The sequence below is a fragment of the Variovorax sp. J2P1-31 genome (genome assembly GCF_030317215.1).
Lineage (GTDB): Bacteria > Pseudomonadota > Gammaproteobacteria > Burkholderiales > Burkholderiaceae_C > Variovorax.
Window position 1 is genome coordinate 715,265 of record NZ_JASZYA010000002.1, and the last position, 18,165, is coordinate 733,429.

The window sequence follows — 18,165 nt, forward strand, 5'->3', positions numbered from 1 at the left end:
GGGAGGAATGCATCGAGCGCGTGTGTCATCTCATGCCTTCTCGATGTTGACCGTGAACGATTTGTACTCGGGCGTCTGCGTGTTCGCATCGCCCACGAAGGGCGTCAGCGTGTTCACCAGGTAGCCCGGCTTCGCCAGGCCGATGAAGCCCCAGTGGTTGGGCAGGCCCACCGTGTGCACCGTGCGGCCGTCCACCTGCAGCGCGTTGATGCGCTTGCTCACCAGCGCCACCGCCTTGATGAAGCCGCGCTTGCTGCTGACCTTGACCCAGCCGCCGTTCTCGATGCCCTTTTCCTTCGCCAGCTCCTCGCCGATCTCGACGAACTGCTGCGGCTGGATGATGGCCGAGGTGCGCACGTTCTTGGTCCAGTAGTGGAAGTGCTCGGTGAGCCGGTAGCTGGTCGCCACATAAGGGAAGTCCTTGGGCACGCCCAGCCGTTCGAGGTCGCCCTGGAAGATGCGCGCCGCGGGGTTGGCGCGTGCCACCTCGCTCTTCGGGTGCATCAGGTTGTTGACCAGCGGCGACTCGAAGGGCTCGTAGTGCTCGGGCAGCGGGCCTTCGGCCATGCCGGTGGGCGCGAACAGCCGGGCCACGCCCTCGGCGGTCATGATGAAGGGCCGCACCGCATCGGCCTCCATCGGGTTCGCGTCGGGCCGGATGTCGGGCACGTCCGATCCGCTCCAGGCCTTGCCGTCCCAGCGCACCAGCGTGCGTTTGGGAATCCAGGGCTGGCCGGTGGTCGGGTCGACCGAGGCCGCGTTGTAGAGGATGCGGCGGTTGGCCGGCCAGGCCCAGGTCCAGTTGAGCGCCTGGCCGATGCCGTAGGGGTCGGCGTTGTCGCGCCGCGCCATCTGGTTGCCGGCCTGGGTCCAGGCGCCGGAGTAGATCCAGCAGCCCGAGGCCGTGCTGCCGTCGTCGCGCAACAGGCCGAAGCCCGAGAGCTGTTCGCCGGCCTTGGCCAGCACCTTGGTCGGGTCCTTGGGATCGAGCAGGTCGGTCAGGGCCTTGCCGTTGTATTCCATCGCCAGCTCCTGGGCGGAGGGCGCGTGCGGAATCTTGTAGGGCCAGGTCAGGTTGACGATCGGGTCCGGGAAGGCGCCGCCGTCCTTCGCATAGGCGGCGCGGATGCGGCTGAACAGGCCGGCCACGATCTCGATGTCGGGCATGGCCTCGCCCGGCGGCTCCGCGCCCTTCCAGTGCCATTGCAGCCAGCGGTTGGAATTGGTCAGCGAGCCTTCTTCTTCCGCGAAGCAGGTCGAGGGCAGGCGGAACACCGTGGTCTGGATGTCGGCGGTCTTGACGTCGTTGAAGGCGCCGTGGTTCTGCCAGAACTCGCTGGTCTCGGTGACCAGCGGATCGATGGTCACCAGGAACTTGAGCTTGGACAGCCCGTCGACGATCTTCTTCTTGTCCGGGAACGATCCGACCGGGTTGAAGCCCTGGCAGATGTAGCCGTTCATCGCGCCCTTGTTCATCAGCTCGAAGGCCTGCAGCACGTCGTAGAGCTTGTCGATCTTGGGCAGGTAGTGGAAGGCCCAGTCGTTCTCGGCCTTGGCCGCGTTGCCCCACCACGACTTCTGCATGCTGACGAAGAACTTGGGATAGTTCTGCCAGTAGCTCATCTGGTTGGGCCGCAGCGGCTTGAGCGCGCGGGTCTTGTAGTAGGTCTCGAGCGTCTGCTCGCCATCGCGCGCCAGCGACATGTAGCCCGGCAGCGAGTTCGACAGCAGCCCCAGGTCGGTCAGGCCCTGGATGTTGCTGTGGCCGCGCAGCGCGTTCATGCCGCCGCCCGGCACGCCGATGTTGCCCAGCAGCAGCTGCATGATGGCCGCGGTGCGGATCATCTGCGAGCCGGTGCTGTGCTGCGTCCAGCCCAGCGCGTACATCACGGTCATCGTGCGGCCCGGCACGCTGGTGCTCGCGATGTACTCGCAGACCTTCAGGAACTTGTCCTGCGGCGTGCCGGTGATGCGGCTCACCAGCTCGGGCGTGTAGCGCGCGTAGTGGCGCTTCATGACCTGCAGCACGCACTGCGGGTCCTGCATCGTCATGTCGACCTTGGCCATGCCGGCCTCGTCGAGCGCATAGCCCCAGGACTTGGTGTCGTAGTTGCGCTTCTCGGCGTTGTAGCCGCTGAACAGGCCGTCTTCGAATTTGTAGTCAGGCCCGACGATGAAGGTCGCGTTGGTGTAGTGCCGGACGTACTCGGTCTGGATCTTGTTGTTGGACAGCAGGTAGTTCAGCACCCCCGACAGGAAAGCGATGTCCGAGCCGGCGCGCACCGGTGCGTAGTAGTCGGCCATGGCGGCCGAGCGCGTGAAGCGCGGGTCGACCACGACCAGCCGCGCCTTGTTCTGCTTCTTGGCCTCGATCACCCACTTGAAACCGCACGGATGCGCTTCCGCGGCGTTGCCCCCCATGATCAGCACGACATCCGCGTTCTGGATGTCCTGCCAGTGGTTGGTCATTGCGCCTCTGCCGAACGTCGGGGCCAGACTGGCCACCGTCGGTCCGTGTCAAACGCGTGCCTGGTTGTCGAAGACCAGCATCCCGAGCGAGCGGAATGCCTTGTGGGTGATGTAGCCGGTTTCGTTGGAGGAGGCCGATGCGCACAGCATGCCGGTGCTGGTCCAGCGGTTGACCACCGCGCCTGCGGCATTGGTTGGCTGGAAGTTGGCGTCGCGGTCGGCCTTCATGAGCTTGGCGATGCGGTCGAAGGCCGAATCCCAGCTGATGCGCTTCCACTCGTTGCTGCCGGCCTCGCGCACCTCGGGGTACTTCAGGCGGTTCGGGCTGTGCACGAAGTCGAGCAGCCCGGCGCCCTTGGGGCACAGCGTGCCGCGGTTCACCGGGTGGTCCGGGTCGCCCTCGATGTGCAGCACGTCGGCCACCACGTTCTTGGCCTTGTCGCCCAGGCTGTACATGATGATCCCGCAGCCCACCGAGCAGTAGGGGCAGGTGTTGCGCGTCTCGGTGGTGCGGGCCAGTTTGAAGTTGCGGGCCTCGGCCAGCGCGGCGGTGGGCGAGAAGCCCAGCACCACCATGCTGGAGCCGACCAGCCCGGCCCCGCTGACGCGGAAGAATTGGCGGCGGCTCATGTCCATGACAGAACCTCCTGTGGCAGTGCGGTGTGTTTCATCGTGGTCTTTTTTTGGAAGTCAGGAATCACCAACGGGCGAGACAGGCTCTGGCGGCCTGCGGTCTCTTCTTCATTTGGGCGCCGGCCGGCCATCGCCGCCGGTCGGGGCGGCGGGCCCGGCACCGCCGGAGGCCGAGCCGCCCTGGTTGTCCGTCATGCCGCCGATCGCGGTGCCGCCTTCGGCCGGGCCTTTCTCGGGGGCGGCCGTCGCCACCTTGTCGCCCGAGGGCGCGGCCTTGATGCCGGCGGGATAGCTGCTGGAGGGCGGGCCGCCCGATGCCGCGGTCGGGCCTTCGCCGGCGATCGCAGCGGCGGGCTTGGGCGGTGACGACGGCTTGCGGTCGCAGCCGGCGAGCGCCACGACGGCGACCAGCGCCAGGGCGGCGGCGGTCATCGGACTGCGGGGACATCGAGGGATCACGGCGTGCTCCTTTGCGTCTCAGGGTGCGTCTCAGTTTAGCGACACATCATCGCCCCTGGCCATCTATACCCTACTAGGGTGGACCCGTACCGGCGTCGGCTATCGTCGGCCCTATGAACTCTTCTCTTCGCCTCGGTTGGCGCACGCTCTGGCGCGACCTGCGTGCCGGCGAACTGCGCCTGTTGATCGTCGCCGTGCTGCTGGCCGTGGCCGCGCTCACCGCCGTCGGCTTCTTCGCCGACCGCCTCAAGGGCGGCCTGCAGCGCGATGCGCGCCAGCTGCTGGGCGGCGATGCGGTGCTGACCAGCGACAACCCCACGCCGGCGGCCTTCATCGCGCGCGCGCAGGCACTGGGGCTCCAGTCCACGACCACCTACGGCTTCCCCACCATGGCGCGCGCCAGCGATGCGCAGGGCGGCGCGAGCAAGCTGGTGTCGCTCAAGGCCGTGAGCGCCGGCTACCCCCTGCGCGGCAACGTGCAGGTGGCGGCGTCCAGCGATGCGCCGGGCCAGGTCACGCGCGAGGTGCCGGCGCCGGGCGAGGTCTGGGTCGACCCGCCGCTGCTCGATGCGCTGGGCCTGAAGATCGGCGACACGCTGCTGCTGGGCGACGCCGGCCTGCGCGTGAGCCGCGTGATCACGCTCGAGCCCGACCGCGGCGGCGGCTTCGCGAGCTTCTCGCCGCGCGTGATGCTCAACCAGGCCGACGTGGCGCGCACCGCGCTCGTGCAGCCGGCCAGCCGCGTCAGCTACCGCTTCGCGGTGGCCGGCAGCGAGCGTGCGGTCAAGACCTTCAGCGACGAGACCGACGCCAGCCTCAAGAAGGGCGAACTGCGCGGCGCGCGGCTCGAGTCCCTGGAAAGCGGCCGGCCCGAGATGCGCCAGACGCTGGATCGCGCCGAGAAATTCCTCAACCTGGTGGCGTTGCTCGCCGCGCTGCTGAGCGCCGTGGCGGTGGCGCTGGCCGCGCGCGGCTTCGCGGCCAGCCACCTGGACGACTGCGCCATGCTGCGCGTGCTGGGCCAGAGCCAGCGCACCATCGCCGGCGCCTATGCCTTCGAGTTCGCGATCGTCGGGTTGGTGGCGAGCGGGCTGGGCGTGGCGATCGGCTTCGGCGTGCACTACGCCTTCGTGCTGCTGCTGGCCGGGCTGGTCGAGACCGCGCTGCCCGCGCCCACGCTGTGGCCGGTGGCCTTCGGCCTGGGCATGGGCCTGGTGCTGCTGTTCACCTTCGGCCTGCCGCCGGTGCTGCAGCTGGCCAAGGTGCCGCCGCTGCGCGTGATCCGGCGCGACGTGGGCGGGCTCAAGCCGGCCTCGCTGGCGGTGCTGGGCATCGGCGCGGCCGGCTTCGTGGCCATGCTGCTGGCGGCCAGCAGCGACCTCAAGCTGGGGCTGATCGCGGTCGGCGGCTTCGCGGGCGCGGTGGCGGTGTTCGCTGTGCTCAGCTGGGTGGCGGTCAAGGTGCTGCGCCGCAGCGTCAACGAATCGACCGCGCCGCGCTGGCTGGTGCTGGCCACGCGCCAAATCTCGGCCCGGCCCGCCTATGCGGTGGTGCAGGTCAGCGCGCTGGCGGTGGGCCTGCTGGCGCTGGTGCTGCTGGTGCTGCTGCGCACCGACCTGGTGGCGAGCTGGCGCAAGGCCACGCCGCCCGACGCGCCCAACCGCTTCGTGATCAACGTGATGCCCGACCAGAGCGAGGCCTTCCAGAAATCGCTGCGCGACGGCGGCGTGGCGAACTTCGACTGGTACCCGATGATTCGTGGCCGGCTGGTCGCGATCAACGACAAGGCCGTCTCGCCCGACGACTACACCGAGGACCGCGCCAAGCGCCTGGTCGACCGCGAGTTCAACCTCAGCAACAGCGCCGAGGCGCCGCCGCACAACGGCATCACCGCGGGCGCCTGGACGCCGGGCGCGAAGGACGAGGTCAGCGTGGAGGCCGGCCTGGCCGAGACCCTGGGGCTCAAGCTCGGCGACACGCTGCGCTTCGACATCGGCGGCATGCAGAACGACGCGCGCATCACCTCGCTGCGCAAGGTGGACTGGGGCTCGCTGCACGCCAACTTCTTCGTGATGTACACCGTGGCCTCGCTGCCCGACGTGCCCGTGACCTACATGGGCGCCTTCCGCGCGCCCGAGACCCGGGGCTTCGACAACGCGCTGGTGCGGGCCTACCCCAACGTCACCAACGTCGACATGAGCGCCACCATCGGCCAGGTGCAACGGGTGCTCGACCAGGTGATCCGCGCGGTCGAGTTCCTGTTCGGCTTCACGCTGGCGGCCGGGCTGGTGGTGCTGTTCGCGGCCGTGACCGCCACGCGTGAGGAGCGGGCGCGCGAGTTCGCCGTGATGCGCGCCGTGGGCGCGCGCGCCAGCCTGCTGCGCCAGGTGCAGCGCGCCGAACTGGTGGGCGTGGGCCTGCTGGCGGGCTTCCTGGCCAGCATCGCCGCCTCGGCCATCGGCTGGGGCCTGGCACGCTATGTGTTCGATTTCAGCTGGACCGCGTCGCCGCTGGTGCCCTTGGCCGGGGCGGCCGCGGGTGCCGTGCTGGCGCTGGCGGCCGGCTGGTGGGGTCTGCGCGAAGTGCTGAACCGCCCGGTCGTGGATACGTTGCGCCACGCCGCTGAATAGGTCTGCGCTCGCAGGGGGCAGGCCCGGCCCCCGACAATCCGGGCCATGCAAATCCAGGACAAACCCAAGTTCGACACGCCCTTCGAATGGATCGGCGGCGAGACCGCCGTCGATGCGCTGGTCACGCGTTTCTACGACCTGATGGACCTCGAGCCGGCCTATGCGCGGCTGCGCGCCGTGCACGGCAGCTCGCTGGACAACGCGCGCCAGCGGCTGTTCTGGTTCCTCTGCGGCTGGCTGGGCGGACCGCAGCACTACACCGATCGCTTCGGCCATCCGATGCTGCGGGCGCGTCACATGCCGCAGCGCATCGGCGGCCATTCGATCGGCATCGCCGAGCGCGACCAGTGGCTGGCCTGCATGGACCAGGCCATGGGCGAGACCGGCGTCGACGAGGCGCTGCGAACCCGGCTGCGCGATTCCTTCTTCAAGACCGCGGACTGGATGCGCCACTGAGGCGCTATTTCGACAGTCGCGAACAATCTGTTACCAGGTTGTAGGCCTTTACCGCGGCATTGTTCCCGTTTCGTGAACACCGCGTATCATTTCCTTAAGGGTTTCTACTTAGAAGGTGGTTTAAGATTCGTCCAACAGAGCAGAAAGCGTCATGAAAGAAGCAACTGCTCTGGGTGAGCTTGGCACCGAGCGCGGCGGCCGCCCCCGAAAGGGACGGCGCCTCCCCGATACCGGTTCGAATCATCCCTACCCAATAAGGAAACTGAAATGAAGACCTCGAAGATCCTGGCTGTTGCCGCCCTGTCCCTGCTGACCATCGCCGGCGCCCAAGCCGAAACGTACCAAGGCGTGCAGACCGTGAACTCGGTGCGCAGCCGCGCCGACGTCGCCGCCGAAGCCCAAGCCACCGCCCGCGCCGGCAACATCTACAGCGACGCCGCTTTCGCTGGCGTGGCACCGGCCCTGACGAACAGCGTCGACCGCGCCACGGTCAGCCGCGAAGCCGTGCAGACCGCCCGCCTGGGCAACATCTACGGCGACAACGCGTCGGCCGGCGTGCTGTCGGTGGCCGGCAGCCGCCTCGATCGCGCCACGGTGCAGGCCGAAGCCCGCGCCGCCGCACGCAGCAACACCGCTTCGATGTAAGAAGCCACCAGCGGGGCCCCGGCCCCTCTGCGAAGCCCGCCGCCTTCCAGGCCGCGGGCTTTTTTCATGGTGCGGACCGGTTCAGCGCTTGCTCGGCGAAAGCAGCACCACCAGCGCGCCGGCACCGCCTTCGGCCGGCTTGGCCTGCACGAAGGCCAGCACCTCGTTCTTCTGGATCAGCCAGCGCTGGGTCTTGGTCTTGAGCACCGGCTGCTTGCCGGGCGAGCCCAGGCCCTTGCCGTGCACCACGCGCACGCAGCGCAGCCCCTGCTTGAAGGCCGTGCGGATGAAGGCGCCCAGGGCCTCGCGCGCCTCGTCGCTGCGCAGGCCGTGCAGGTCGACCTCGCGCTGGATGGTCCATTCGCCCGCGCGCAGCTTGCGCGTGACGTCGGTGCCGATGCCCGGGCGGCGGAAGCTCATGGCGTCGTCGACGTCGAGCAGCGTGCTCACGTCGAACTCGTCGGACAGCGACTCGCGCAGCACGCGCTGCTCGTCGAGCTGGTGCTGCACGGGGATCGGGGCCGGCGGCTCGGGCGTGAGCGGCACCGCGGCCACGCGCTTGAGCGGCCGGGTCGCGCCGATGGCCCGGCTGAACAGGTCCTGCTCGGCCAGCCGCTTCTTCTCGGCGGCGGCGCGTTCGGCGGCGGCCGCCGCTTCGCGTTCGCGGGTCTCGGCCAGCGTGCGTTGCACCTGCTGCAGGTCGGCGAGGCTCTTGAGGGGGCTGGTGGGACGGGGCATGGCGGGACGGCTTTCAGGCGGGGAGCAGGGCGTCGGTGCGGAGGCCGATCCCCATTGTCCCTGCATCCTACGCAAGGCCCGCCGAGGCCGGCGTCAGACCAGCCCGCGCTGCGCCATCGACAGGCTCTGGCCGCGCGCCACCACCACATGGTCGAGCACGCGCACGTCGACCAGTGCCAGCGTGGTCTTGAGCGTCTGCGTCAGGGCCTCGTCGGCGCGCGAGGGCTCCACGCCGCCGCTGGGGTGGTTGTGGGCCAGCACCACGGCCGCCGCCTGGTGGTGCAGCGCGCGCAGCACGACTTCGCGCGGGTAGACGCTGGTCTGCGTGAGCGTGCCGCGGAACAGCTCCTCCATCGCGATCAGCCGGTGCTGTGCGTCGAGGAACAGCACGGCGAAGATCTCGTGCGGGCTGGCGCCGATGTGCAGCTGCAGGTACTGGGCCACGGCCTCGGGCGAATCGAAGACCGCGCGTTCGCGCAGCTGCTCGGCCAGCGCCCTTCGGGCCAGTTCGAGCACGGCGCCGAGTTCGGCGCGCTTGGCCGGGCCGCCCAGGCCCTTGACGGCCTTGAGCGCGGCGATGTCGGTCCGGAGCAGGCCGGCGATGCCGCCGAAGGTGTCGAGCAGCTCCTGCGCGAGCTGCAGCACGTTCTTGCCGGCCAGGCCGGTGCGCAGCAGCAGGGCCAGCAGTTCGGCGTCGCCCAGCGCCGACGGGCCGCGGGCGAGCAGCTTCTCGCGCGGCCGGGCTTGCGCAGGCAGATCCTGGAGGAAAGACATGGCGCAGACGGGGCTTGGGCCCCACTCCCTAAAATGGCGGGTCCAGTGTAGCGGCGGCCCCTGGGCCCTCGCTGTGCTTTCCTGACCCCCCATCGATCGCGCACCTTGACCTCGTCCACTCCTGCCACCGTCGTCACCGCCGGCTCCTTCCTCACGCTGCACTATCGGCTGGCCGGACCTGCGGGCGACATCATCAACACCTTCGCCGACAAGCCCGCCACGCTGTCGCTGGGCACCGGCGAGCTGTCGCCGGCCGTCGAGCAGCGCCTGATCGGGCTGGAGGAGGGCGCGCACACCACCTTCGAACTGCCGGCCGGCGAGGCCTTCGGCGAGCGCAATGTGGAGATGCAGCAATGGGTCGCGCGCACGCTGCTGGTCAAGATCGGCGACCCCGACGAGCGCTATGCGGTCGGCGACGTGGTGCAGTTCCCCACGCCCGACGGCAGCGGCAGCTACGCCGGCGCCGTGATCGCCTCGAGCGACACCGCGGTGCAGTTCGACTTCAACCATCCGCTCGCGGGCCAGCCGGTGACCTTCGAAGTGCAGCTGATCGGCGTGCTGTGAGCGAGCCTTCCGTCAACGAGATCATCCTGGCCGAGCCGCGCGGTTTCTGCGCGGGCGTCGACCGCGCGATCGAGATCGTCGAGCGCGCCATCGCCAAGTTCGGCGCGCCGATCTACGTGCGCCACGAGATCGTGCACAACACCTATGTGGTCAACGAACTCAAGGCCAAGGGCGCGATCTTCATCGAGGACCTGGCCGACGTGCCGCCCGGCTCGACGCTGGTCTTCAGCGCGCACGGCGTGAGCAAGGCGGTCGAGGCCGAGGCCCAGGCGCGCGGCTTCGACGTGTTCGACGCCACCTGCCCGCTGGTGACCAAGGTGCACGTCGAGGTGGCCAAGCTCGCGAAAGAGGGCTACGAATTCATCATGATCGGCCACAAGGGCCATCCCGAGGTCGAGGGCACGATGGGCCAGCTGACCCACGGCATCCACCTGGTGGAGGACGTGGCCGACGTGGCCCGCGTGCAGCCCGGCCAGACCGACAAGCTGGCGGTGGTCACGCAGACCACGCTGTCGGTCGACGACGCGGCCGAGATCGCGGCCGCGGTGCGCGCGCGCTTCCCGAAAGTGCGCGAGCCCAAGCAGCAGGACATCTGCTATGCCACCCAGAACCGCCAGGACGCGGTCAAGATCATGAGCCCGCAGGTCGACATCGTGATCGTGGTCGGCAGCCCCACCAGTTCCAACAGCAACCGCCTGCGCGAGCTCGCGCAGCGCCTGGGCACCGAGAGCTACATGGTCGACTCGGCCGACGAGCTGAACCCCGCGTGGTTCGAGGGCAAGACGCGGGTCGGCCTGACGGCCGGCGCCTCGGCGCCCGAGGTGCTGGTGCGCGAGGTGATCGATCGCGTGAAGGCGCTGGGCGCGGTCTCGGTGCGCAAGATGGACGGCATCGAAGAGACCATCAAATTCCCGCTGCCCAAGGGCCTCAAGCTCGACACCGGGCCGGCACCAGGGCACATCTCGTGAGCGACAACAACACACCTACCATGAACGACATCGACTGGCACGCGCAGATCGAAGCCGCGGCCGACCGGCTGGCGGCGCACCGCGGCGCCTACCTGCGCGAGACCCCGCTGTGGAAGCTCTCGCCCACCACGCTGGGCCTGCCGGCGGCGCTCGCGGCCGGCGGCACCGAGGTCTGGCTCAAGCTCGAGCAGCTGCAGGTCGCGGGCAGCTTCAAGGCGCGCGGCATGATGAACCGCCTGCTGGCCCAGCCGATCCCGGCGGCCGGCGTGGTGGTGGCCTCGGGCGGCAACGCCGGCATCGCGACCGCGGCCGCCGCGCGCGCGCTGGGCGTGCGCTGCGAAGTCTTCCTGCCGGGCGTGTCGCCCGAAGCCAAGCGTGCGCGGCTGCGCGCGCTGGGCGCCGAGGTCACGGTGGTCGGCGAGGCCTATGCCGATGCCCTGGCCGCCTGCCTGGCGCGCCAGCGCGAGAGCGGCGCGCTGCTGACCCATGCCTACGACCAGCTCGAAGTGGTGGCCGGCGCCGGCACGCTGGGCCGCGAGATCGAAGAGCAGGGCGGCCTGCCCGATGCGGTGCTGGTGAGCGTGGGCGGCGGCGGCCTGATCGGCGGCCTGGCCGGCTGGTTCGGCCAGCGCAGCCGCGTGGTCGCGCTCGAGCCCGAACGCGCGCCCACGCTGTTCCGCGCTCGCGAGGCCGGCCAGCCGGTCGACGTCGAGGTCGGCGGCGTGGCGGCCGATTCGCTGGGCGCCAAGCGCATCGGCGACTTCGCCTGGAACATCACGCAGCGCGAGGTGCGCGATGCGCTGCTGCTGTCCGACGAGGCCATCCGCGCGGCGCAGCTGTGGCTCTGGAAGGAGATGAAGCTGGCCGTCGAGCCCGCGGCCGCCCTGCCGCTGGCCGCGCTGCAGACCGGCGCCTATGTGCCGCGTGCCGGCGAGAAGGTCTGCCTGATCGTCTGCGGCGCCAACCTCGACCCGACGAGCCTGGCCTGATCCGGCCGATGGGCCTGCCGCGCGGCGAGCGCGGCAGGCCCACCTAAAATCGGGGCATGCTCGACATCACCCTGCTCCGCAAAGACCTGGCTTCGGCCGTCGCCCGTCTCGAAACGCGCAAGAAGAACCAGACCTTCCTCGACGTCCACGCCTTCAGCGCGCTGGAAGCCGAACGCAAGACCTTGCAGGTTCGCACCGAGGAACTGCAGGCGCGCCGCAACGCCCTCAACAAGCAGATCGGCCCGCTCAAGGCCAAGGGCGAATCCACCGACGCGCTGATGGCCGAAGTCAACGCGCTCAAGGCCGAGCAGGAATCGCAGTCGGTCCGGCTCGATGCGATCCAGCCCGAACTGCAGGCGCTGCTGCTCGCCGTGCCCAACCTGCCGCACGAGAGCGTGCCGGTGGGCGAGGACGAAGCCGGCAACGTCGAAGTGCGCCGCTGGAGCCCGCAGGGCGGTGAAGGCGGTGGCGCGACGCCATTGGCTTTCACGCCGCGCGACCACGTCGACCTCGGCGCGCCGCTGGGCCTCGATTTCGAGATGGGCACCAAGCTCGCGGGTTCGCGCTTCAGCGTGCTCAAGGGACCGATCGCCCGGCTGCACCGCGCGCTGGCGCAGTTCATGATCGACCTGCAGACCGAGCAGCACGGCTACACCGAGTGCTACGTGCCCTACATCGTCAACGCCGACTCGATGCGCGGCACGGGCCAGCTGCCCAAGTTCGAGGGCGACCTGTTCGCCGCCAAGAAGGGCGGCCAGGACGGCGAGCCGGTGCCCGACCACCAGGCGCTCTACCTGATCCCGACCAGCGAGGTGCCGCTGACCAACTTCGTGCGCGACGAGGTGGTGCCCGAGGCCCAGCTGCCCATCAGGCTCACCGCGCATTCGCCGTGCTTCCGTTCCGAAGCGGGCAGCGCCGGCCGCGACACCCGCGGCATGATCCGCCAGCACCAGTTCGACAAGGTCGAGATGGTGCAGATCACGCACCCGTCGCACAGCTACGAAGCGCTCGAGGCCATGACCACCCATGCCGAGGCCGTGCTGAAGGCGCTCGAGCTGCCCTACCGCGTGGTGCTGCTGTGCACCGGCGACATGGGCTTCGGCTCGAGCAAGACCTACGACCTCGAAGTCTGGTTGCCTGCGCAGGACACCTACCGCGAGATCAGCTCGGTGTCGAACTGCGAGGCCTTCCAGGCCCGCCGGCTGCAGGCGCGTTTCAAGAACGCACAGGGCAAGAACGAACTGGTGCACACGCTCAACGGCTCGGGCCTGGCCGTCGGCCGCGCGCTGGTCGCGGTGCTGGAGAACCACCAGAACGAGGACGGCTCGATCCGCGTGCCGGTGGCGCTGCGCCCGTACCTGGGCGGCCTCGACACGCTGCGCGCCTGATTATTCTGCGAGGGCCTTGAGAGAGGCCCAAAAATACTGCTAGAATCGCAGACTCGACAGACACCGGAGAGGTGGCAGAGTGGTCGAATGTACCTGACTCGAAATCAGGCGTACGGAAACGTACCGAGGGTTCGAATCCCTCCCTCTCCTCCAAGATAGCCCCGACAAGGGGCTATTTTTTTGCCTGTACCCCACGCGATCGCGTGGCAAATCAGCGGGTCGGCCGTTCTCGCGCCCACCCGAAGTCCCGATGCCTGCATTCAAGCGCTTCGACCCGTGCGATGCACGCGCGCATGCGTTGTGAAATGATCGCGGCGAAATGTCCGTACGACTTGCCGTTGTTCCCATGGCCACTCTCCGATGAAAGCGCTCGACATCGAAGCCGTGCAGGCCTTCGTGCAGGTGGCGGACCTCCAGAACTTCACCCGCGCGGCCGAGTCCATCGACAGCACGCAGTCGGCCGTCAGCCTCAAGATCAAGCGCCTGGAGGACACGGTGGGCCATCGCCTGCTGGAGCGCACGCCGCGGCGGGTGCGCCTGTCGGCCCAGGGGCTGGCCTTCCTGCCCTTGGCGCGCGCGTTGCTGGCCGCGCACAGCGGCGCCCTCGGTGCTTTCGGCGCGAAGCACCGACGGCTGGTGGTCGGCATCAGCCATCACATCGTCGGCGCCGAACTGCCCCTGCTGCTGCGGCAGATGAAGAGCGCACAGCCCTCGGTGGTGATGGAGGTGCGCGTCTCCACCTCGCGCGAACTGCTCGAGGCCTTCGATCGCGGCGTGCTCGACGTGGCGATCATCCTGCGGCACGACAGCCGCCGGCTCGATGGCGAGGTGCTGCTCGCGGAGCAGTTCGGCTGGATGGCGGCACCCGACTTCGTTCACCACTCGGGCGAGCCGTTGCCGCTCGCCACGCAGGCCGAGCCCTGCAGCGTTCGCAGCATGGCGATTGCCGCGCTGGCCGAAGGCGGCGTGCCGTGGACCGAGGTGTTCGTGGGCGGCGGTGTGCTCACGGTGGGCGCTGCCGTGGCAGCCGGGCTCGCGGTGGCTGCGCTGGGGCGCCGCGTGGCACCGCCCGGCACCCTCGACGTGGGGCCGGCCCTGGGCCTGCCGCCCTTGCCCTCGCGCGATGTGGTGCTGCACACCAACGTGTCCGATGCGCAGGCGCGCAGTGCGCTGCGTACGCTGTCCGCGGCGATCCGGGCCACGGCCGCTTGACGGGCGCAACAACGCTACATCGCGGCCAGGTGATGGACAACTGCCGTGCCCAGCACGGCCAGGCCGCAGATGACGAGGGCCGCCACGCACACGCTCGCCAAGTGGCCGAGCAGCACGTCGACCGGGCGCGGCGCACGTCGGCTCATCGCGCCAGCTGGTCGAGGCCGGGCTTGGCCAGGTGAAGCACTTCGTAGACCGTTTCTCCGTCGGAGATGTCGGATGCGCTGGCCGACAGCCTGAACCGCACCAGCCGCCAGGCGTCGAGATCGAGCGCCGTCCAGACCGCCACGGTGTCCGGTCGCGCCGCGATCGCGCGGTTGGATTCGACCTCCGCCGCGTGCAGCGCCGCACGGTCGGCGGCGGCATCGAGGGTGCGCTCGTCGCGATGCAGCCACCGCGCCGGCTTCGCCCTTGCGGCGCCGGCGCGCGCATCCAGCGGCAGCCAGGTTTCCACGCGCGGCCGGCCGAAGGAATCGATGACGGCCTGAAAGCGCTCGCCCATCAGGAAGCGCGCAGCCGCCGCGGGCTCGCGCCACAGATAGACCGAGGCATACACGTGGCCGGTGGCGCCGTGCCGGCCGCGCTCGCGCGCCACGAAGCCCTTGAAGACGAGCCCCTCGGTGTCGTCCCAGATCGGGCCGCGCCGAGCCGCGCGCTGGCGGATCGTCTCCATGTCGTAGTCGGCGGGAAGACGGTGCGAATACTGCATTGCGAACATCTCATGCTCCTGGCGTGAATGGATGACAGGATCCTGAGCGCGGACGCGAGCCGGGAAAAGAGGGCGCCCGATATAGCTGTGATGCGCCGATGCAATCGTTGCAGCCACCCGGGCGGAAACATCGTCCATGGGGGCGTCGGACCCGCGCAGCGTTCACGACCCCTACCGGAGGCGGGGCCGAGGTCCGCGCGCTTCCGGCGTGAGGGCTGCCTCTTCTTCAGAAGCGGGCGATCAGCCCGCCCAGTTCATCGACATGCCGACGCAAGGCTTCGTCGTCCAGCGCCGCATAGCCGATGACCAACCCCGGCGGGAGCTGGGCGCGTTTGCAGAAGTCCGCGATCGTTTGAAAGCGCAGGCCGCGTTCCGCCGCGGCCTTCTGGAACGCGCCCACGTCCATCTCCGGCGGCGGCCACCAGACCAGATGGAATCCTGCATGCTCACCGGTGACCTGCAGCCGCTCGGGGCCGAGGGCATCGCGCAAGGCGTCCAGCACGATGTCCCTGCGCTGTGCGTAGGCGAGGCGCGCGCGCCGCACGTGCCGCGCGAAGTCGCCGCTCTCGAGGAAGTTCGCCAGCGCCAGCTGCTCGATCGCGCCGGTCGAGCGGCCGGTCACCTGCCTGGCCTTGCGGAAGGCGGGCACGAGCTTCTCGGGCAGCACGGCGTAGCCGATGCGCAGGCCGGCGAACAGGGTCTTGTTGAAGCTGCCGCAATGGATGACCCGGTCGGCCGCGTCCAGGCTTTTCAATGCGGGGAGGGGCGCGTTGTCGTAGCTGAACTCGCTGTCGTAGTCGTCCTCGATCAGCCAGCAGTCCGATGCTTCGGCCCATGCCAGAAGCTCCAGCCGCCGCGAGATCGGCATCGTGATGCCCGTGGGCGCCTGGTGCGCCGGCGTGAGGTGCGCAAGCCGGACGCCCGCGTGGCGGCGCGCATGCGCCACCGAGAAGCCCTGGGCGTCGACCGGCACGTGAATGACTTCGCGCGCGTGCCGGCCGAAGATCGGTGCGGCATGGAGGTAGCCAGGGTCTTCCACCATGACCCTGTCGTCGGGCGAGAGCAGGAGCCGCGCGCACAGGTCCAGTCCCTGGCGGATCCCGGACAGCACGACGATCTGCTCCGCATCACAGAAGATGCCGCGCGCAACGCCGAGGTAGCGTGCGATCTGTGCCCTCAAGTGGGCCAGGCCAAGGACTTCGTTGTCGCCCAGCTGTTCGATCGTCACGCGCCGGGCGCTGGCCTGCAACGCCTTGCGCCAGCGGTCCAGCGGGAACAGGGCGGCGTCGGGCACCCGCGCCACGAACGGTTCGCCGGCCGCGTTGGCGAGGAGCGGTGTGACCTCGAGCGCCGCCGGCCTGTGCCGAGGCGGCCCTGCGCGCCGAGGGGGTGCGTCGCCCGCACGCGCACCCGCGTCGAAAAACGCATCGGGTACCTTGGCCGCGACGTAGGTGCCCGAGCCCGGTGTGCTGACCAGGTAGCCCTCGCTGCGAAGCTGGTCGTAGGCCAGATCGACCGTGGCCCGCGACACCTGCCAGCGCTCGGCGAGGTGCCGGGTCGAGGGCATGCGCGCGCCCTTCGCCAGCACGCCTTCCAGCACGCGGTCGCGGATCTGGCGATAGATCCAGGCCTGCTTCAGTTCGCCCGCTCGCAGCGGCTCTGCCGCGAGGTCGAGGCTCGACTGTGTTCGGCGCAGCTGGGAACTGCGGGAAAGTGGCCTGGTCATTTTTCCACATATGGCTCTATGGACAGGGCCGCATTCTAGGTAGATTTCACTTTGGACAGTGTTGATCGACCCACCAGGCCCCACGCATGACAGCTTCGCCCATCCACTTCTGCACGGTCGCGCCAGGCGACGCCCGCTTCCCGCTCGGCATCGCGGGCAGCATCCTCGATTCGGCACTTGCCGAGGGGATCGCCGTGCCTTTTTCCTGCATGCGGGGCGAATGCGGTTCCTGCCGGGCGCAGGTGCTCGACGGCCGCTTCGAACGCATCTCTGCGCCGTCCGAAGCCGCCTACCAGGTGGCGGACGACGAGCTGCTGATGTGCCAGTGCCGCGCCACCAGCGACCTGCGCTTGCGCTTCCCGCATTGGCAGGCGCCCGCCCGTCCGGCTGCGCGCCATTCCGCAAGGATCGTCGCACTGGATGCGGTGGCATCCGGCGTCACACGGCTCGTGCTCGAGCTCCAGAGCGCCCAGCGTTTCGAATGCCTGCCGGGGCAGCATGCGCAACTGTTGCTGGACAACGGGGAGCGCCGCAGCTTTTCCATCGCCAACCTGCCGGAGCGGACCGGCGACGCCAACCAGCTGGAATTTCATATCCGACGGGTTCCGGGGGGCGCGTTCACCGATCACAGGCTCGCCGCACTGCAACCCGGCGACCTGCTGGAGCTCGACGGTCCTCACGGCGCCTGCACCTGGCAAGCGCCCCCCGAGGCGGTCGATCGGCTGGTGCTGCTGGCCACGGGCACCGGTTTCGCGGGCGTCAGCGCGATCCTGCAGACGGCACTGGCCAGCGGCGTCTTTCGCAGGATCGGCCTGTACTGGGGCGGCCGCGCGGGCGACTGCTACGCATCCAGCCTGCTCGACCAGCTCGCGCAGGCGCATGCGTGCTTCCACTGGATGCCCGTGGTGTCTTCGACGCACGGTGATTCGCAGCATGTCCAGGACGCGGCATTGGCCGCGGATCACGACTGGCAACGCACGATGGTCTACGCCTGCGGCAACCCCGCCATGGTGCGGGATGCGCGTGCCGCGTTGAGGGCGGCGGGCCTGCCGAAGGAACGCTTCCAGTCGGAGGCCTTCCTGCCGACCGCGTCGGCGGAGCAGCGCCAGGCGCCGTACATCGTTCGCCATCCCTGGGAGAAGGTGGGCGCGGCCTTTTCGCTTGACGGCATCCTGGACGCGCGCAGGCGCTCCATGGCCGCCTTGCCGCAGATCGCCGCTTTGATGGTGCCCGGCATGACCACCGGCGAAGCCATCGCCGTCGCGGACCGGCACCTGCGCGAGATGGGTGCGGCCTACAACTGGCATCCGACCTACGTGCGCTTCGGACCCGATACCCAATGCACTTCACGCCAGCCCGTGGACCGGCACCGAAAGCTGCGGGCGGACGACCTGTTCACCATCGACCTCGGCCCCGTGTGGGACGGCTACGAGGGCGACTACGGCGACACCTTCGTGATGGGGAGCGACCCCTACCATGAACGCTGCACAAGGGCGGCGCGAGACATCTTCGCGCAGGCGCAGCGTGCATGGCGCCAAGGCATGAGCGGCAGCGCACTCTACGAATTCGCCGACGGACTGGCGCGCGCCCATGGCTGTGCGCTGGTGCACGAGACCGCGGGGCATCGCGTCGCCGACTTCCCTCATGCCCTCTACGGAAAACACCGCCTGGCCGAAGCCGATTTCGTGCCGGGTGACGGCATCTGGGTGCTGGAAGTCCAGGTGCGCGATCTGCAGCGGCCGATCGGTGCCTTCTTCGAAGACGTGCTGCTGCGAACGGCCGATGGCATGGCGTCCTGAGGGCAG

The 18,165-nt window shown here is 69.4% G+C and carries 16 protein-coding genes and 1 tRNA gene; 10 read left to right on the plus strand and 7 right to left on the minus strand.

The features are described 5' to 3' along the window. Positions 1-30: 30 nt before the first annotated feature. Positions 31-3,105: a formate dehydrogenase-N subunit alpha gene (fdnG, locus tag QTI20_RS14545; protein WP_286551862.1), complete on the minus strand. Its 3,075-nt coding sequence runs from the start codon at positions 3,103-3,105 to the stop codon at positions 31-33. Positions 3,106-3,210: 105 nt separating this feature from the next. After that, positions 3,211-3,534 carry a hypothetical protein gene (locus QTI20_RS14550; protein ID WP_286551864.1) on the minus strand — a complete coding sequence of 108 codons (324 nt, stop codon included), beginning with the start codon at positions 3,532-3,534 and terminating at the stop codon, positions 3,211-3,213. A gap of 140 nt (positions 3,535-3,674) precedes the next feature. On the opposite strand from QTI20_RS14550, the gene QTI20_RS14555 reads away from it, so the two are divergent. From QTI20_RS14555 to QTI20_RS14565, 3 genes are all read left to right on the plus strand, one after another. After that, positions 3,675-6,191 carry an ABC transporter permease gene (locus QTI20_RS14555; protein WP_286551866.1) on the plus strand — a complete coding sequence of 839 codons (2,517 nt, stop codon included), beginning with the start codon at positions 3,675-3,677 and terminating at the stop codon, positions 6,189-6,191. Between the two features lie 45 nt (positions 6,192-6,236). Next, positions 6,237-6,647, plus strand: a complete 411-nt coding sequence (locus QTI20_RS14560; RefSeq protein ID WP_286551867.1) for a group II truncated hemoglobin — start codon at positions 6,237-6,239, stop codon at positions 6,645-6,647. 267 nt (positions 6,648-6,914) lie between these two features. Beyond that, on the plus strand, positions 6,915-7,292 hold the full coding sequence (locus QTI20_RS14565) for a helicase SNF2 (protein WP_286551869.1): 378 nt from the start codon (positions 6,915-6,917) through the stop codon (positions 7,290-7,292). Between the two features lie 81 nt (positions 7,293-7,373). Here the strand turns inward: QTI20_RS14565 and QTI20_RS14570 are convergent, their stop codons facing one another. Beyond that, the gene (locus QTI20_RS14570; RefSeq protein ID WP_286551871.1) at positions 7,374-8,030 is read right to left on the minus strand and encodes a Smr/MutS family protein; all 657 of its coding nucleotides are present in this window, start codon (positions 8,028-8,030) and stop codon (positions 7,374-7,376) included. Positions 8,031-8,123: 93 nt separating this feature from the next. Next, positions 8,124-8,804: a RadC family protein gene (radC, locus tag QTI20_RS14575; protein WP_286551874.1), complete on the minus strand. Its 681-nt coding sequence runs from the start codon at positions 8,802-8,804 to the stop codon at positions 8,124-8,126. Between the two features lie 105 nt (positions 8,805-8,909). Here radC and QTI20_RS14580 point away from each other — a divergent pair, with 105 nt between their 5' ends. The 6 genes from QTI20_RS14580 (at position 8,910) to QTI20_RS14605 (ending at position 13,925) form a co-directional block, all read left to right on the plus strand. Further along, a complete protein-coding gene (locus QTI20_RS14580; RefSeq protein WP_286551876.1) occupies positions 8,910-9,368 on the plus strand; it encodes an FKBP-type peptidyl-prolyl cis-trans isomerase in 459 nt (152 codons plus the stop codon). After that, positions 9,365-10,336, plus strand: a complete 972-nt coding sequence (gene ispH, locus QTI20_RS14585; protein WP_183029231.1) for a 4-hydroxy-3-methylbut-2-enyl diphosphate reductase — start codon at positions 9,365-9,367, stop codon at positions 10,334-10,336. Before QTI20_RS14580 ends, ispH begins: the two co-directional genes overlap by 4 nt. 20 nt (positions 10,337-10,356) lie before the next feature. Continuing rightward, complete coding sequence (locus QTI20_RS14590; RefSeq protein WP_286551878.1) at positions 10,357-11,325, plus strand: threonine/serine dehydratase; 969 nt, start codon at positions 10,357-10,359, stop codon at positions 11,323-11,325. A gap of 56 nt (positions 11,326-11,381) precedes the next feature. Next, the gene (serS, locus tag QTI20_RS14595) at positions 11,382-12,713 is read left to right on the plus strand and encodes a serine--tRNA ligase (RefSeq protein ID WP_286551880.1); all 1,332 of its coding nucleotides are present in this window, start codon (positions 11,382-11,384) and stop codon (positions 12,711-12,713) included. Between the two features lie 65 nt (positions 12,714-12,778). After that, positions 12,779-12,866: transfer RNA gene (locus QTI20_RS14600), tRNA-Ser, on the plus strand. A 207-nt stretch (positions 12,867-13,073) separates the two neighbouring features. Further along, complete coding sequence (locus QTI20_RS14605) at positions 13,074-13,925, plus strand: LysR family transcriptional regulator (protein WP_183029237.1); 852 nt, start codon at positions 13,074-13,076, stop codon at positions 13,923-13,925. A gap of 14 nt (positions 13,926-13,939) precedes the next feature. Here QTI20_RS14605 and QTI20_RS14610 read toward each other — a convergent pair whose 3' ends face one another. The 3 genes from QTI20_RS14610 to pdxR all read right to left on the minus strand — a co-directional run bounded on the left by QTI20_RS14610 (position 13,940) and on the right by pdxR (position 16,360). Further along, positions 13,940-14,071 carry a hypothetical protein gene (locus tag QTI20_RS14610; RefSeq protein WP_286551883.1) on the minus strand — a complete coding sequence of 44 codons (132 nt, stop codon included), beginning with the start codon at positions 14,069-14,071 and terminating at the stop codon, positions 13,940-13,942. Continuing rightward, positions 14,068-14,772 (minus strand): DUF4865 family protein, encoded by a 705-nt coding sequence (locus QTI20_RS14615; RefSeq protein ID WP_286551886.1) that lies wholly within the window; start codon positions 14,770-14,772, stop codon positions 14,068-14,070. Before QTI20_RS14615 ends, QTI20_RS14610 begins: the two co-directional genes overlap by 4 nt. Before the next feature lie 88 nt (positions 14,773-14,860). Further along, on the minus strand, positions 14,861-16,360 hold the full coding sequence (pdxR, locus tag QTI20_RS14620; RefSeq protein ID WP_286551887.1) for a MocR-like pyridoxine biosynthesis transcription factor PdxR: 1,500 nt from the start codon (positions 16,358-16,360) through the stop codon (positions 14,861-14,863). An 86-nt stretch (positions 16,361-16,446) separates the two neighbouring features. On the opposite strand from pdxR, the gene QTI20_RS14625 reads away from it, so the two are divergent. Beyond that, positions 16,447-18,159, plus strand: a complete 1,713-nt coding sequence (locus tag QTI20_RS14625) for a M24 family metallopeptidase (protein WP_286551889.1) — start codon at positions 16,447-16,449, stop codon at positions 18,157-18,159. The last annotated feature ends 6 nt before the right edge of the window (positions 18,160-18,165 follow it).